General features: G+C 44.1%; 14 protein-coding genes. 5 read left to right on the forward strand and 9 right to left on the reverse strand.

The annotated features are described in order from the left end of the window. Window positions 1–59: 59 nt before the first annotated feature. The 5 genes from EP737_RS06010 to EP737_RS06030 form a co-directional block, all read right to left on the reverse strand. Entirely contained in the window at window positions 60–2195 is a 2136-nt protein-coding gene (locus tag EP737_RS06010) for an ArnT family glycosyltransferase (RefSeq protein WP_129727076.1), read from the reverse strand. A 303-nt stretch (window positions 2196–2498) separates the two neighbouring features. Beyond that, window positions 2499–4259 (reverse strand): alpha-glycosidase, encoded by a 1761-nt coding sequence (locus EP737_RS06015; RefSeq protein WP_129727077.1) that lies wholly within the window; start codon window positions 4257–4259, stop codon window positions 2499–2501. A gap of 270 nt (window positions 4260–4529) precedes the next feature. Further along, entirely contained in the window at window positions 4530–6005 is a 1476-nt protein-coding gene (locus tag EP737_RS06020) for a sensor histidine kinase (protein ID WP_129727008.1), read from the reverse strand. Beyond that, window positions 6005–6685 (reverse strand): response regulator transcription factor, encoded by a 681-nt coding sequence (locus EP737_RS06025; RefSeq protein ID WP_129727009.1) that lies wholly within the window; start codon window positions 6683–6685, stop codon window positions 6005–6007. The genes EP737_RS06020 and EP737_RS06025 overlap by 1 nt, the downstream gene beginning before the upstream one ends. A gap of 326 nt (window positions 6686–7011) precedes the next feature. Continuing rightward, the gene (locus EP737_RS06030) at window positions 7012–8550 is read right to left on the reverse strand and encodes an MDR family MFS transporter (protein WP_129727010.1); all 1539 of its coding nucleotides are present in this window, start codon (window positions 8548–8550) and stop codon (window positions 7012–7014) included. 257 nt (window positions 8551–8807) lie between these two features. On the opposite strand from EP737_RS06030, the gene EP737_RS06035 reads away from it, so the two are divergent. The 3 genes from EP737_RS06035 (at window position 8808) to EP737_RS06045 (ending at window position 10645) form a co-directional block, all read left to right on the forward strand. After that, window positions 8808–9569 (forward strand): hypothetical protein, encoded by a 762-nt coding sequence (locus EP737_RS06035; RefSeq protein ID WP_129727011.1) that lies wholly within the window; start codon window positions 8808–8810, stop codon window positions 9567–9569. A gap of 159 nt (window positions 9570–9728) precedes the next feature. Beyond that, a complete protein-coding gene (locus EP737_RS06040) occupies window positions 9729–10007 on the forward strand; it encodes an autorepressor SdpR family transcription factor (RefSeq protein ID WP_129727012.1) in 279 nt (92 codons plus the stop codon). Next, window positions 10007–10645, forward strand: coding sequence for an SdpI family protein (locus EP737_RS06045; protein ID WP_205650884.1), 639 nt, complete (start codon window positions 10007–10009; stop codon window positions 10643–10645). Before EP737_RS06040 ends, EP737_RS06045 begins: the two co-directional genes overlap by 1 nt. Before the next feature lie 393 nt (window positions 10646–11038). Here EP737_RS06045 and EP737_RS06050 read toward each other — a convergent pair whose 3' ends face one another. Both EP737_RS06050 and EP737_RS25445 read right to left on the reverse strand, forming a co-directional pair. Next, window positions 11039–11491 carry an NUDIX hydrolase gene (locus EP737_RS06050; RefSeq protein WP_129727014.1) on the reverse strand — a complete coding sequence of 151 codons (453 nt, stop codon included), beginning with the start codon at window positions 11489–11491 and terminating at the stop codon, window positions 11039–11041. Window positions 11492–11674: 183 nt separating this feature from the next. Further along, complete coding sequence (locus EP737_RS25445; RefSeq protein WP_165350707.1) at window positions 11675–11848, reverse strand: hypothetical protein; 174 nt, start codon at window positions 11846–11848, stop codon at window positions 11675–11677. Between the two features lie 602 nt (window positions 11849–12450). Here EP737_RS25445 and EP737_RS06055 point away from each other — a divergent pair. Continuing rightward, entirely contained in the window at window positions 12451–13077 is a 627-nt protein-coding gene (locus EP737_RS06055) for a DUF955 domain-containing protein (protein WP_129727015.1), read from the forward strand. A 28-nt stretch (window positions 13078–13105) separates the two neighbouring features. On the opposite strand, the gene EP737_RS06060 is transcribed toward EP737_RS06055, so the two are convergent. Both EP737_RS06060 and EP737_RS06065 read right to left on the reverse strand, forming a co-directional pair. Next, a complete protein-coding gene (locus EP737_RS06060) occupies window positions 13106–13252 on the reverse strand; it encodes a YvrJ family protein (protein WP_129727016.1) in 147 nt (48 codons plus the stop codon). A gap of 194 nt (window positions 13253–13446) precedes the next feature. After that, window positions 13447–14232: a carbon-nitrogen family hydrolase gene (locus EP737_RS06065; protein WP_425455854.1), complete on the reverse strand. Its 786-nt coding sequence runs from the start codon at window positions 14230–14232 to the stop codon at window positions 13447–13449. Window positions 14233–14532: 300 nt separating this feature from the next. On the opposite strand from EP737_RS06065, the gene EP737_RS06070 reads away from it, so the two are divergent. Continuing rightward, entirely contained in the window at window positions 14533–15723 is a 1191-nt protein-coding gene (locus tag EP737_RS06070; RefSeq protein ID WP_129727018.1) for a pyridoxal phosphate-dependent aminotransferase, read from the forward strand. Window positions 15724–15745: the final 22 nt, after the last annotated feature.

A 15745-nucleotide genomic window follows, 5' to 3' on the forward strand; every position in this document is an offset into this window, starting at 1 on the left:
ACCACTCCTTATCTTTTTATGGTCAGCAGGCGGCTCGTCGGTACGAGCCGCGCCATGCTTTATTTATTAATTTGATACAATGTGCCTGATCCGCCCATACCCATTCCGCTTGTCTGAGACGAGCTGGACGAACTTCCTTGCCACTCTGTTGCCGGTATTTCTGTACTATGTTCCTTAATCCAAGTCAGCACATCCGAACTTCCTCTGCCTAAACCATTATCAGAAATATAGAAGAATTTAATTTCATTATTTTCTACCATTTTTTGAAGCTTTTCGACCGTAAGTGCAGGATCTTCTCCTGAAAATCCGCCCATTGCCATAACTGCTTTTCCTGTTTCAATAATATACGAGGAAGCAGAGTTAGCATTTGTCGTGCCAAATAAGAATGTTTCACCTGTATTGTTCTTCGTCACGTAGTTAAGCAATGCTTCATTCACTCCGCTGCCTGGATCACCGCCCATTCCAGCTCCTCGGCTATCCTGTGTCATTCTTGTTTCAGCAGCTGTGCCGCTTGGTTGTTGCTCTCCATTTTGCGGCATTGCGCCAGGTGCCGCTCCAAATGATGGCTGTCCATCTTGCGGCATATTGCCATCCATTGGTCTATTGCCGCCCATCATAGTGCCTCCGTTTGGTCCTGCTTGCGGTATCATTGTGTTATCACCATAAATAAGCGGTGTTGCTGACCAATATAACGGTCCAATCAATAAAGCAAGCATTCCAGCTAAAGCCATCCGTGAAGATAATGTTTTGTTGGAACGGGCAAAGAATAAAGCTATCGCTGTCCCAATTCCCGCTATACCGACAGCAATTAACCAACCGATGCCAATCGTACTGCTATATGCCTGTAAAATGTATAATTGGAATGCTGTTGTTACAGCAATCGAAGAAGGTAACAACCATGCTTTCCATCCCTCTTTATCACGATACTTGCTCCAAAGCTCTACCCAGCCCGCCCCAGAAAGTCCTGCAATCGCTGGTGCTAACATAATTAGGTAATAGTGATGGAAGAAACCCGCTATACTAAAGAATGCTGCAATTGGCAATAGCCATGCTAGCCAAAATAATGTTTCAATTTGTTTATCTGTAAATTTCTGACGAAGGCGAATACCCGCAAGCAATGCCACACTTGCAAATGCTACGAAAGGAAGCAGCCAGCTTGCCTGTCCTGACAACTCCTTTTGGAAAAGACGAAGCGGACCTGCTTGGCCTGTACCGAATAAACCACTCGTACCGTTGTTACGCCCCATTCCTCCTTGCGGTCCTCCGCTTGGTGGAGTGCCTCCGTCCTGCTGCATATTTGTTGTGCTATTTTGTGTCTGCTGTGTATTTGTATTTGCTGCACTGCTATTGCTTTGCTGACTCGCAGCTGTTGCAGCTGACTGCTGCGTTCCACTTTGTTCACCTACAGTATTATCACCTGTCAAACGAGAAACACCGTTATACCCAAAAGCAAGCTCCAAAACCGAGTTCGTTGAACTGCTGCCGATATAAGGACGATCCTCTGCAGGAATCGAATCTACTACAACAGCCCATGATACCGATACACCAAGCATCAGCACTGTTGCTGCTATAAGACCGATGAGTTTCTTTTTCCACTGTGCCTTAAAAGCAAGAACATATAACAAGAAAAATGCCGGTACAACCATATATGCCTGCATCATTTTCATATTAAAGCCAAGCCCAATCATGGCAAATGCGCCAAGCACCCAGCCAAGCTTCCCGCTGCGAACACCGCGAAACAGCATCCATGCTCCAAGAAGCAGTGTAAATACTAATAAACTGTCAATATTATTTGTACGGCTTACTGCCACCGCAACTGGCATAAATGCCATAACTAAGCTCGAAAGCCGTGCCGCCGTCCTGCCAAACGTCGGTTTCACGAGTGTATACATAAGCAGTACTGAGCCCACGCCTGCCAAAGCCTGCGGCAAAATAACGCTCCAGCCGTGTACACCAAATACTGCGGCAAATGCTGTTTGCACCCAAAACACAACCGGCGGCTTATCTACTGTAATAAATCCAGCTGGATCAAATGAAGCGTAAAAGAAACTATGAAAGCTTTGCAGCATGCTTGTAACCGCTGCTGTGTAATAGGCGTTTGCATTGCCGCTATTCCAAATATTGAAGATATTTAAAAAAGCGGCGAGTATGGCGATTCCGACAAGAACAATGTCAAACCGCCTCTCTTGTTTCATATTCATGTTCTATTTCCCCTCTCATTCCTTAGTTTCATCTCTAGGTTTGTTCTTATTTCTTACTTGTCTCTAGCATACACACCGAAACTGAATTGACCCTTAAGAGAAACTGAGCACTTCTTGAGGATTAACTGAACATTTGCTGAAAGCGCAAGAAAAGCGGACAAGGCTTGCCCTTTGCGGAGGTTCAACCCGGATTCTGCCATTTTGGGTCTTGGGAGCTAACATTACCTCGAAAAGTTATACTAAAAAAGGCCCTCTCATAAATCAATTTTACTGATTTATGAGAGGGCCCTTCCCCCATTAAAACTCCAACACAACAACCCCATGCGCTGCCAGGACTACATCCACCCGTTCTGCTTCGTACGCAAATTCTTCGCCCGTCAGCAAGCTTGTAACCTTTTTTCCTCTTAAGTTAAACGGCATATCCACTGTAATTTCCTGATCTGAGTTGTTGAATGCGAATAACACTGTCTGCTCTTCAAATGTTTTTGTATACATAACATGGTTTGTTGCATTGCTTGCCGTAACGAACTGCAAGGTGCCGCGATTGCCAAATGCCAGGTTTTTCTTGCGTAAGCTAATAAGCTGGGCAACAAAATGAAACATCTCCTTGTCCTGTGCTTCTTCATCCCAAATCATACACCTGCGGCAGCCTGGATCCGTATCCCCCGCCATGCTAATTTCATCTCCGTAGTAAATACACGGTGTCCCCGGAGACGAGAGCAGGAAGGTAAACAATTGCTTTACCTTTTGCTTGTTATCCTGGCACACTGTTAAAATACGCGGTGTGTCATGGCTTCCTAATAAATTGAAGGCTACTTCTGTTGCATTTTGCGGATACATCAGAAGAGCTTCTGCTGTTTTGTACACAAACTCTTCTGCTGGCAGCGTACCTTGAGTAAAAAATTGAATAGCTGCGCTTGAATATGGATAATTCATCACTGCATCAAATTGATCGCCCTGCAGCCACGGCATAGAATCATGCCAAATTTCACCGAGAATGTATACATCCGGTTTAATGCGCTTTACCTCTTTCCGGAATGCGCGCCAAAAATCATGCCCTACTTCGTTTGCTACATCTAAGCGCCAGCCATCAATATCAAACTCGCGCACCCAGTAGCGGCCAACCTCCAATAAATATTCTCGCACCTCGGGGTGAGAGGTGTTCAGCTTCGGCATCATATGAGTAAATGAAAATGTAGCGTAGTTTGGTGCAGGTTCTGTTTGTACGGGGAAATCCCAAATGTAAAACCAGTCTTTATACTTAGAGGATTCGCCCTTTTCTAATACATCCTGAAACGGCGCGAAGTAGAAGCCGCTATGGTTAAAGACGGCATCAAGCATCACCTTTATGCCGTGCTCATGGCAAAGCCGCACAAGACGTTTAAACGTTTCCTTATCTCCAAACTGCGGGTCAATCTCCATATAATCCACTGTATCGTACTTATGATTTGTTGTTGCTTTGAAAATCGGCGTGAAGTAGATGCCGGTGATCCCCAATTGTACAAGATAATCCAGATGCTGAATGATGCCTTCAAAGTCACCGCCAAAGAAGTTAGCCGGTGTCGGCTCTTCGCTGCTCCATGGCAACGTGTCCTTAGGATTCAGAGAAGGATTGCCATTGCCAAACCGCTCTGGAAAAATTTGATACCATACTGCATCGCGCACCCAGGCGGGAGGAGCAAATACATCTTCTTCATTTAAATACGGAAAACAAAAATAAGGGGCAATATCCCTATCCACAATTTCATGAAAAAACCCTCTTTCCGTATATACAACCGTTTCCTCATCATTTTTCAATTCAAAGCCGTAACGTAAACGGCGAAAATCAGGTCGAATCTCAACAAACCAATAGTCAAATAATTCTGTAGCCGCTATTTTACGCATCGTGCTTGTTTTGTATTGCCACGCGCCTTCTTCCCATACATACGGATCCCCATGAATAAGGGTTACGGCCGTTATCTCATTCTTCTTGGAGCGTAAACGAATATGTAATGTTTGCGTATCATAGGCATATGCAAAGTTATTTTTCGGACGATGATAGATTGCTTCTCGAGTAATCAAAATGATTCCTCCATTCTCATCAAAGAGTTCGTTATTACAGAAACATTCATGTTATGGCTGTTTTGCTTGAGTGAGAGTAATGCATCCATTATTCTCACTCAATATTGCTAAATCATTCTTCATATATTATAGACAGACCGTGTCACCTTTAACGATATGATGAGAATCATCCCAGTTACTCTAGCAGAATAAACAATTGAAGCATTTCCCGATTCCATATAATGGCGAAGCTAGTATCTTTAGATTAACAGATATGATGTTTCTTGATTAAGGGGATTCAGGACCGCTTGACTCCTTCGGCAACCGTACATAAAAGCGGCTGCCCTTGCCCTCCTCGCTCGTGACATGAATCGTTCCGCCATGCGCATCCACAATCGCTTTCGTAATAGATAAGCCTAGACCCGCTCCGCCATACTTGCGTGTACGAGAGGAGTCACTTCGATAAAATCGTTCAAACACATGCGGCAGATGCTCCGAGCCGATCCCTGGCCCATTATCGGAAACAACTAGCTGTATCCAGTTCTTTTCCTCCGTCAGTACAACACGAATATGCCCCTCCTTAGAATCTGTATGCTGGACTGCATTATGAAATAAATTTAACACAATCTGCTTCAATTGATCGCTGTCATACTTGCAGGTTATCTGTTCTTTTATCTCCATGTCTACTTGCCGCTCACCTGCCAAAATACGCAGCTGCGGCTCCATCTCTCCGAGCAGCTCCCCTAAATTCCCTGGCAGGAGCTCCAGATGCGGCGTACGATCAAGCCTCGCCAGCAATAGAAGATTTTGCACGAGCTTATTCAGACGCTCTGACTCGCTGTGCATGCTTTGCAGTGCACGATTCAGCTGCTCTGGTTTATTGGCTGCTCCTCTTAGAAGAACCTCTAAAAATCCATGTATGGATGTTAACGGTGTCCTCAATTCATGGGAAGCATCCGCTACAAAGCGGCGCATCTGTTCCTTCGTCTCCTGCTCCGCTTTAAATGATGCTTCCAAACGCTCCAGCATTCCGTTAAAGGAAGCTGCGAGCCGATCAATTTCCTCCTGACGCTGTGCAGTTGAAAATCGTCTTGCCAAATTCCCCGCATCAATTTGTTCTGCCGTTTCTACCATATTAAACAGCGGAACTAGCGTTTTCCTAAGCACGGGTAAATAACCAAACAAGCCAAGCAGCATGGCAAGCAGCGACAAAACGATAAAGGTTGCAAGCTGTCTAAGAAGCAGCTCTTTCAGCGGAGCTGTTGGTGTACTAATTTGAATAACTCCGATAATGTTTCCAGACTTTGAAGCAGTAGGCTGTAACACAACAAGCTGCTCCGTTCCCGCATCGTTTTTCACAATGCTATAATTCAGCTCCGGTTTTCGCTTTAACGCTTTTTCATATTGCTCTGCTGCAAGCCGCGGAGGCGCCACATTTTGATACTCATCTGACAATACTGTATAGTTGCCATCCCAATCTATAAAAGCTAAATTTGCCTTAGGAATAAAAAAGAATGGCAGCTGCTCCTCCTTATCCTGCTTGTCCCCCTCCATTCTCTCCCATGCAATAGGAGGAATGGACCTAGCCTGGCTTTGCAAGCTGCTCGCCTCGCTCTTATACACAACATCCTTCATAAGTACGTACTGCAGCAAACCAACTAAAATTAACAACGCGGCCAAAATAAGCAAGGTTCGGGACAGAAGCTGAACACGAAGCGATTCTAAAGGAAACCATCCCCTCAATCGACGAAATGTATCTTTCATCATAAATCAACCCGATAGCCGGCACCGCGCACCGTTTTAATAAACTGCCGATCTTTGTCCTGCAATTTATCGCGCAGCGAACGAATATACACTTCCACAATATTTTCATCTCCACCAAAATCATATCCCCATACCTTATCTAAAATAACTGCCTTACTAAGAACGAGCCCATGATTCAAAACTAAAAAATGCAGCAATCCATACTCAGTTGGAGACAATTCAAGCACACGACCGTCAAACTTAATTTCTTTTCGTCTATCATCAATTTGAAACGGACCAACAACAACCTCACCGAACAAATTTGGGAACTGATTGCGGATGCGTGCATAAATGCGTGCCAGCAATTCCTCAAAGCTAAACGGTTTAATAACATAATCATCAGCGCCGATCGTCAAACCCTTTACCCGATCGTCCACCTCATCCTTCGCCGTTAACATAATAACTGCAACATTTTCCGTTTTTTTTAGCATTTTACACACTTCAAAGCCATCCATTCCCGGCATCATTACATCCAAAATAACAACATGCGGCTGAAATTCCTTTGCTGCGGCAATGGCTGACATACCATCAAATGCCGTCCGCACCTCAAAGCCCTCATTCTCCAATCCAAACTCCAAAAATTGGACAATATGCGGTTCATCATCTACTACTAATATTTTAAAGCCCTGTAGCTGCTTCATACATGTTCCTCCAATTGTTTCATTCATCTTTTATTATCTGCTTTTTATCTTAAAGCGCACTGAAGAAAAACTGAAGATTTGTTGAAAATTCGGAAAAGTGCTCTCTGGGCAAATTACTGAGGAAAAACCAGGGAATACCTCTTGAAATTATGCATTCCATAAAGAAAACTCGCCGATTGGCGAGCCCTGCTCTTGGGCGAAGACAGGGGCGTAGTTGCACTTATACTTTATTCCTAAAATTTCTCACTACGTCGAATTGTCTTCTAGCTAGAAATTTATACTTCCTTAAAGTATAAAGAAAACTCGCCGCGATCGGCGAGTTTTCTTTAATGACCTGCCATTCTTCCTTCCGGCACAGTCTCTTGTCCTTCTTTTCTCACTTCTATCCGTGCATTGCCCATAAGCAAGACAACCAAGAAAGCAACCCCAATCGGAATAAGTGCCCAGGTAAAGGCATTGGTAATCGAATCAGACATCGACTGCACAATTTTATCAAGAATGGGAGCCGGAATCTTAGCTCGTTGCCCCGCTTCAAAAATAGAGCGCGGATCACCAAGACTAGACATATCGCCGCCCTGCATTCCTTTGAACGCTTCCTTCAGCTGATTCGTAAAGGCATTTGTTTGGATTGTTCCAAAAACGGTAATCCCCAGCGTCATACCGAGAGAACGGAAAAACGAGTTCGTCGAGTTGGCTGATCCTCTAAAGCGCGGATCGAGATTGTGTATAGAAGCAGATGGCAATAACGAGAACGAAAAACCCATGCCAAAGCCCGTAACAATCATATAAACTGTTAGTAGCCAGCGCGCTGTTTCTGGTGTGAGTGTTGTTAGTAAATAAAAACCAAATGTATACGCAATGATAGAAATCACCATAAGCGTCCGGAATTTGAATTTCGTTTGAAACGAACCGCCGAAGCCGCTTCCTACAACTGATCCTAGCATAAGAGGCATTAAGATAAAGCCTGCATTTGTTGCCGAACCACCGTATACAGCCTGAATGAAAAGCGGAATATAAATTGTTAAAATAACAAATGTAGCACCATATAGAAACGCAAGCGCCTGCGATGTTGCAAAAATTCTTCGCTTAAACATCCAAAATGAAATAATGGGTTCGGACGCCTTTGTTTCTACATAGAAAAAGACAAGGAAAAACACGCCGAATAACGAAAACAACCCAATAATTTGTGCAGAATCCCATGCGTATTCTTTGCCGCCGAGCTCAAGGGCAAACATAAGGCTTACAACAGCAACAACGAGCGTGATTGCGCCCCACCAATCAATTTTTTGCTTACGGTGCTCAGTAGATTCTTTATAAAATTTCGAAATCAAAAATAATGATACAGCACCGATCGGTACATTTACATAAAATACCCAGTGCCAGCTTATGTATTCTGTAATATATGCGCCAAGCAGCGGACCAATTACGCTTGAAAGTCCAAATACCGCTCCGAATAAGCCAGTCATCTTGCCGCGTTTCTCCGGCGGGAACACATCAAAAATAATCGTGAAGGCAATCGGCATAAGCGCCCCGCCCCCGATTCCTTGAATCGCCCGGTATATGCTAAGCTGTTCAATAGTTTGTGCCAGACCACAAAGTGCGGAACCAATTAAAAATACTAAAAGTCCAAAAATAAAAAAACGTTTTCGCCCGTACATATCGGATAATTTCCCAAAAATAGGCATCCCAGCCATCACTGTAACCATATAAGCCGATGTAACCCAGACAAATTTATCTAGTCCGCCTAAATCATACACAATAGATGCCATCGCTGTAGCAACAATTGTATTGTCAATCGCAGCCATAAAAATACCGAGCAGCAAACCAGCTAAAACAAAACGGATATTCGCATCTTGTTTGACCATATGTCAGCTCCTTTCTACACTATCCCTTATTATATATTTAAACGTAATTTCCCATCAACTTTTCTGATTTCTGGTAAAAAGATAATATGCAGCTTCAGTCTCTATCAAGTTTCTTCCTTCTTGTGATAAAATACGCATAGCCTATAGCCTATGTGAATGCCCCCTCCTTATCCTTGGACTTCACCCTCCACAGGCCTAAAGAAGGGGATCTCTTCCGAAAATCTGTTAAAATCAAGAAAAGAAATGAGGATCCGATCATGTCTATTATTCCCCCTAAACGCAGCGTTGAGCTGCATCCTTTTATTGAAGGACTTGTCGATATATTCCATGATGCTGCCATCGTGCTGCAAAATCCTGCAGTGTATCAAGAAGAACGGCTGGAAGCATACGGACTAGAGGCATTATTTAGCGGTATACTGCTGCGCACGCTGCACCACGCAAATCCGCTGTTTCCACAAGCCGACCCGCTCAAAAGCAGTACAATTGCACAGCATGTGTCAAATGAAATTGTATCTTGGGCAGCCGATTCCTACAAATATTCTACAGAGCAATCCGATCAGGAGTTTGGCAAGCTCATGCATTATATCCGCTTTTCTGTTTGGGGCGAACATCGTTTTCCCTTCGACGAAATGAAAGTACTTCAGTCGTTTCAACAGCAGAATGCGGTTGTATCTCTTCTATATATATATGGCATGCTGCTGGAAGCAAGTGAACGGATGAACGGAGACTTACAAGCTAATACCGCCTTCTCTCTGCAAACAGCACTTGAGTCAACCAGCATGCTGCTGTTAGAGATATGCGACCCATCAGACAGCTTCTGGGAGCTGGATTCTGACATAATCGCTGAAGCTGCTTCCCGCTGCATGCTGCTGCTGGAGAATTGGCTGCATGAACAGCTGCCATCCCTCTCGTTCCTGACAGATACAGAAGAAGAATCACAAGAACTCTTCTCCTTGCTCACAAGCAAAGCTAAGGAGTTCATTTTACTAGCGGAACATGAATTATTCTCTGCAGAATGAAGCCAGATATAAATTCACACTTTCTGAACAGGATGCTTGCATAAGCTAGCATCCTATTTTATATTCACATTTTCATAATTCCTGTCGACTTTTTCCTTTTCTTCACATATACTTTAGATAGTTAGATAATTATCTAAATATCTAAAGAAGGTGACTCGTTTGAATGAAACATTTAAGGCCCTGTCCGATCCGACGCGACGGGCCATTTTAGACCTGCTGAAGGAGCGCGACAAAACGGCCGGAGAAATTGCTGAGCATTTTCATATTACCAAACCAAGCGTATCACACCACTTAAGCGGCTTGAAAAACGCAAATCTTGTGCAGGATGAGCGGCGCGGGCAATTTATTTACTATTCTCTCAATACAACTGTGCTGCAGGACGTGATGAAATGGCTTCTTGATGTTTCCAATAAAACAGAAGGGAAAGATGAACAATGATGAACACACGTATATATCCACTATTACTCGTCGTAATTGGGATTTCGTTAAGCATTTGGGCATATCCGCAATTGCCAAATCAGGTACCGATACATTGGAATTTCGAAGGTCAAGTGGATGGCTATGGCAGCAGACTATCAGCGGTTTTGATCTTACCCATTGTCTCAGCGGCTGTTTTCATTCTGCTGCTTATTCTCCCTAAACTAGACCCGCGTAAGGAAAATTACAAAAAGTTCAAAGGCAGCTATGCTATTATTATGAACAGCGTTTTTACATTCCTGCTGTTTACACACGCACTTGTCATATTTAGTGCGCTCGGCTATCCTATCTCGATTGAAACAGTGGTTCCAATGGGCGTTGGTATTCTGTTTATCATTATCGGCAACTATATGCAGCGCATCAAATCCAATTATTTCGTAGGTATTCGGACACCATGGGCACTTCAGGATGAAGATGTATGGAAAATGACGCACCGCCTCGGCGCACGCTTGTTTATCATTGCCGGCAGTCTTATTTTCATTTCCGGACTTCTTCCAAATGCTTGGAAGCTCCCTCTCCTGATAGGTTCAATTGTGCTAGCAGTCGGAGTTCCCTATATTGCTTCTTACCTGTTTTATAGAAACAATAGAACTGAGTAAAAAGGGATGGCTCAAGCAGCCGCCTCCGTATGTTCCCCCTGAGGCACCAAAGCTACAGTAACCCTATGTTTTTCCAAATTAGTATGTCATAACAGCATAACATACAGCATATATATAGGATATAAAATACAAGTATTAGGATTTTCCCCATATGTTCAAAATGAAAAGGCTTCCTTACAGGAAGCCTCTTTTTTACACTCACACTGTTAGGAAAGTATAAGTTTCCAGCCAGAAGTGAATTCGGCGTAGTCGGAAATTTGAGGAATGCAGTATAAGTAGGGCTACGCCTCTGTCTTCGCTGGGGGCAGGGCTCGCCAATCGGCGAGTTTTCTTTACAATGTAAGAAAGTACAACTTTTCGGAGCAATGTCCGCTTTTCTTATCTTCTAAAGGCTTACTCTGCGATTGCGAATAAATACTTATGTAAAATACGTTCTGTCACAGGATTTAGCTCCTCTGGCAGCTTTTCAATCGGGAAATATTGCAATTCTTGCCCTTCCCCATCTACCTGCAAGGAACCTGCCACTGAATCTGCTTGAAACACATGAATCACATTATAGACTTCATTCCCGTTCGGATATTGATAATACATGTCCTTTCCGGATAAAACCCCAAGAAACTGCAGCATTTCACTCTTTAATCCTGTTTCCTCGAGCAGCTCACGCGATGCTGTTTCCTCAAGCGTTTCCCCGATTTCCATCGCTCCGCCTGGTACACTCCAATCGTTTGTATCCGTCCGCAATTGCAGCAGTACTTCCTGCGAATGATTGAGCACAATAATAGCTGATCCGTTGAGAATAATAGGCCTCGTTCCTATCATTTCGCGCAGCTCTTCTATGTATCCCATTTTGGGCAATCCCTCCTCTATTCCTATAGTCAAACTTCCAGACATCTTCTACCTCAATAGAAATTCTCATATGTGTCCATAGAAAAAGAACATATTATATAATATGTTCCTCTCCCATCTATCTATCCATACATTTCTTTTTTCTCCAGAACACGGCTCTTAGCTCGCAAGCTGCTATCCTTGCTACTTTGCTTCTGTTTTTCCGAGAAAAAAGACGGCAGCCAGCACACAAATTGTTCCAAAAAACACACCTATCGTCGGAGCACTTGTTAGCACAGGCTTCAATGCGATTCCGCCGCTAAAACAGATTGATGCCAACAAACTAAACAGAAGTGTTTTCTTTCTTCCTCTATTCATCAAGCAACCTGGTTCACAAAACTTACCAAAAGTTACAATTCAGCATTACATTTACAAGTTTTGCATCTCCTTTTGGAAACGCGTCCTCACAGGATTCGCACACTAGGGGATCGCCTGCGCGCAATCAATAAGGGATATTCTTGTTCCTTAATTATAGGTGTAACCTATCCCTGTAAAGATAACCGCAGCCTTCTGCACGTTGTCCCAGCTTAAACGGTACTCCTAATATAAACCCTGTAAATACAAAACACCAATACCCTTTAGTATTATTTATCCACCTTTGGTAATTTCACGAAACCAGTTTTCACCTCCTCTACGCTCCTTCGAGCTTGAAAGCAAGAAACAGACACCCTAAAACCTATAAGAGCAATATCTAAGATTGTTTTTTATGATTTTATGTGCAATAAAATTCACTGTTTATAACTGCTACACTTTCTATATTTATCCATTTTTATTATACAAAAAAAGCAACTGACTTTCGACCTTTTCGATTCATCTTTTTCCGACAAGGTCACCGTCTTTTCCCAATAACCGAGATAATCGTACAAACAAAACCGCGAATGGTCTCATATACTGTCGTATCTCACTTCAGAGGTGTCGTTATGACTCTGTATGTTAACGTATGTATATGCATTGCCCCCGGCGCAGATGCCGATTACGACCGCTTAAAACGGGACTTTTTATGCTCAGAGGATATTTGGTACCCGATTCGCTTCTCTGTTACACGCATTGTTCGTCTTAGCTCCTCCTACAGCTTCGCTGATCGGGAAATTAGCTATCTTACTCCATTTACTGAACAGCCTAAAGTAAATCGCCTGATGCACCATGCTACAGCGCTTTCCCCAAGAGCGGATATTTATGTATGCTATGTTGGCGGTGACTATTTCCAAGAAGATAATGTCATTGCCTGCGCCTGCTCTCGTGTTTCAAACGGAATCCTCAAGGGCTTTATTGTAATAACAAACGGCGCTGCATCCCATTCGAATTTATACACGCTCGCCCATGAGCTTGGACATATTTTATTAACACGCCGCGAACAAGGAGTTTGGACGAATTCAGATCCAGACTGTCCCGACGGTGGGGTGCATCATCCAAATTCCCAGAACCTCATGCACCCGATTATTCCCTCACCGAAGTCGTGGCGCCATCCAGAGGATTTAATTACATCCAATCAGCGGCGCACAGCGCTGCGCAGTCCGCTGTTAAAAGAAAAAAGCAACCGACGCTAATCTGATCGGTTGCTTTTTTCTATATCTCTTATTTATCATATACAGAAAAATGCTGCGGCAGTTTCTCAATGGCCACAACGACAGCGTCCAGCTTACTCTCAATACGGTGCAGCAAATATAGGGTAACAACGATTGGAAAGCCGATATTGCCAATATATGCGATCCATTCCTCCATAGCTATTCCCTCCTTTTCTCTTTGTATATAAGAAAAAGAAGAAAAAATAGGCTATTGCTTGAATACATAATCGGTCCGTGTGTCTCCTCTTAACAACCTTTGTTACACTGTAAGAGGAGACATTTCCAGCTAGAAGAGAATTCGACATAGTCGGAAACTTTAAGGATAGTCCTCGTCGTCAATAAGCTGCTTTCTTATTTATATAAATCTGGACGGCGATCTTCAAAAACCGGAATACCGCGGCGCACCTCTGGGATTTTTGCAAAATCAAGCGTGCCGACGAGCATTTCTTCCCCTTCTCCCGCCTCAGCTACAACTTCGCCCCAAGGGTCAATAATCATCGAATGTCCCGCAAACACATTGTTTGGATCGCCTCCAGCACGGTTGCACGCCACAACGTAGCATTGATTTTCAATTGCACGCGCTGTTAAAAGTGTACGCCAATGCGCCAGACGCGGCAGCGGCCACTCCGCCACAACAAACAGCACCTCTGCCCCCTTTGATGTATGTACACGCAGCCACTCTGGAAAACGAATGTCATAGCAAATAAAGCCGGCGCACGGCACGTTATCGACTGTGAACTGTCCCTCATCGCTTCCGGGTGCTAAAAACTTATGCTCATCCATCAGCTGAAACAAATGTACCTTGCTGTATTCGCCAACAATCTCGCCGCTTCGGTCAAACATATACATTGTGTTTGTTACGCCATCATCTGTACGCTTCGCAATCGAGCCGCCGACAATGTTTACATCATACGCTTTTGCCCACTCGCTCATTACACCCTTTACATGTACTCCGTCAACATCGCCAAGTACATCAAGACGCGTTAAATCATAGCCAGTCGTCCAAAGCTCCGGCAGCACAACAATATCAGGCTCCTGCTCCATTACAGCCGCCAGCTGCTCCGCTGCGCGCTTTACATTTTCCTCAATATCGCCAAATGCAATGTCCATTTGCAAGCATGCTACTTTCATATTTATAGCCCCTCCCGCATCCTCTTTTTATATACAGAAAAGAAACTGTACCTCTTCAGCAAACCGCAGAAACTGTACCTTTCCTACTGTGATTTTGTTCTTTACAAATCACTCATAAACATATATGATTGGTCACTAGAATTGCAACATTTTTTAAAAGACGAAAAATACGCCCAATGGTTTTCTCTTATCCAAAATTATACAATGGGAGGGGGATGTGCAGGAAGTGTTTTGCGATGTGAAATCGAGCATTCCTCCTCGACTTAGAAATGGGCCTGAAGTCGGGTATCCTGCACGAAAAATCCAATGAAATCTTTTAAAACTTCTCACGTTTTAACACAATTGCCAACACAATTTTTTGCCTCACTTGTGCAAAAGGTCAACAAGGTAATGAGCGAAGGACATGATGTCATCAATCTCGGACAAGGAAATCCAGACCAACCGACCCCAACACATATAGTACGGGCGCTGCAGGAGGCTGCCGCAAATCCCGTGCATCATAAATATCCGCCATTTCGCGGAACACACAGCTTAAAGGAAGCGGTTGCAGTATTTTATAAGCGTGAATATGGCGTAACACTTGATCCTGAAAAGGAAGTCGCGGTTTTATTCGGGGGCAAAGCCGGTCTTGTTGAGCTTCCGCTCTGCTTTACCGAGCCTGGAGATACGATTTTGGTACCAGACCCAGGCTATCCGGATTATTGGTCAGGCGTCGCTCTTGCAAAAGCAAAGATGAGCATGATGCCGCTGCTTGCCGAAAACGGCTTTCTTCCTGATTATAGCAAGCTTGCGCCCGAGGTGGCGGACGAAGCAAAGCTTATGTTCCTCAACTATCCAAACAACCCGACAGGTGCAGTGGCGACGAAGGAATTTTTTGCGGAAACAGCTGCTTTTGCAAATAAGCATAACATCTTAGTTTGCCACGATTTCGCATACGGCGCGATCGGCTTTAACGGGAAAAAGCCAATTAGCTTCCTTCAAGCAGAAGGCGCAAAGGAAGCAGGTATTGAAATCTACACAATGTCGAAAACGTATAATATGGCTGGCTGGCGCATCGCGTTTGCAGTCGGAAACGAAAGCGTCATTGAAGCGATTAACCTGCTGCAGGATCATATGTATGTAAGCATATTCGGCGCCATTCAAGAAGCCACAAAACAAGCATTGCTCCAACCGCAAACATGCGTCGAAGAACTTGTAGCCCGCTATGAGTCACGCCGCGAAGCATTGGTCTCTGCTTGTCATTCCATCGGGTGGGATGTAAAAGCACCAGAGGGCTCCTTCTTTGCGTGGCTTCCTATTCCCGACGGTTATACATCACAGCAATTTGCCGATATCTTGCTCGAACAAGCGCACGTTGCAGTTGCACCAGGCAATGGCTTCGGTGAGCACGGCGAAGGGTATGTACGCGTCGGTCTGCTTCATACAGAGGAACGCCTGCAGGAAGCAATCCAACGCATTGCGAAGCTTGGTATTTTCGAAAGAACATGTACAATGTAGGGACGTTCTACAACGATGCGGG

Source organism: Ectobacillus funiculus, from assembly GCF_004138295.1.
In the GTDB taxonomy this organism is placed as follows: domain Bacteria; phylum Bacillota; class Bacilli; order Bacillales; family Bacillaceae_G; genus Ectobacillus; species Ectobacillus funiculus.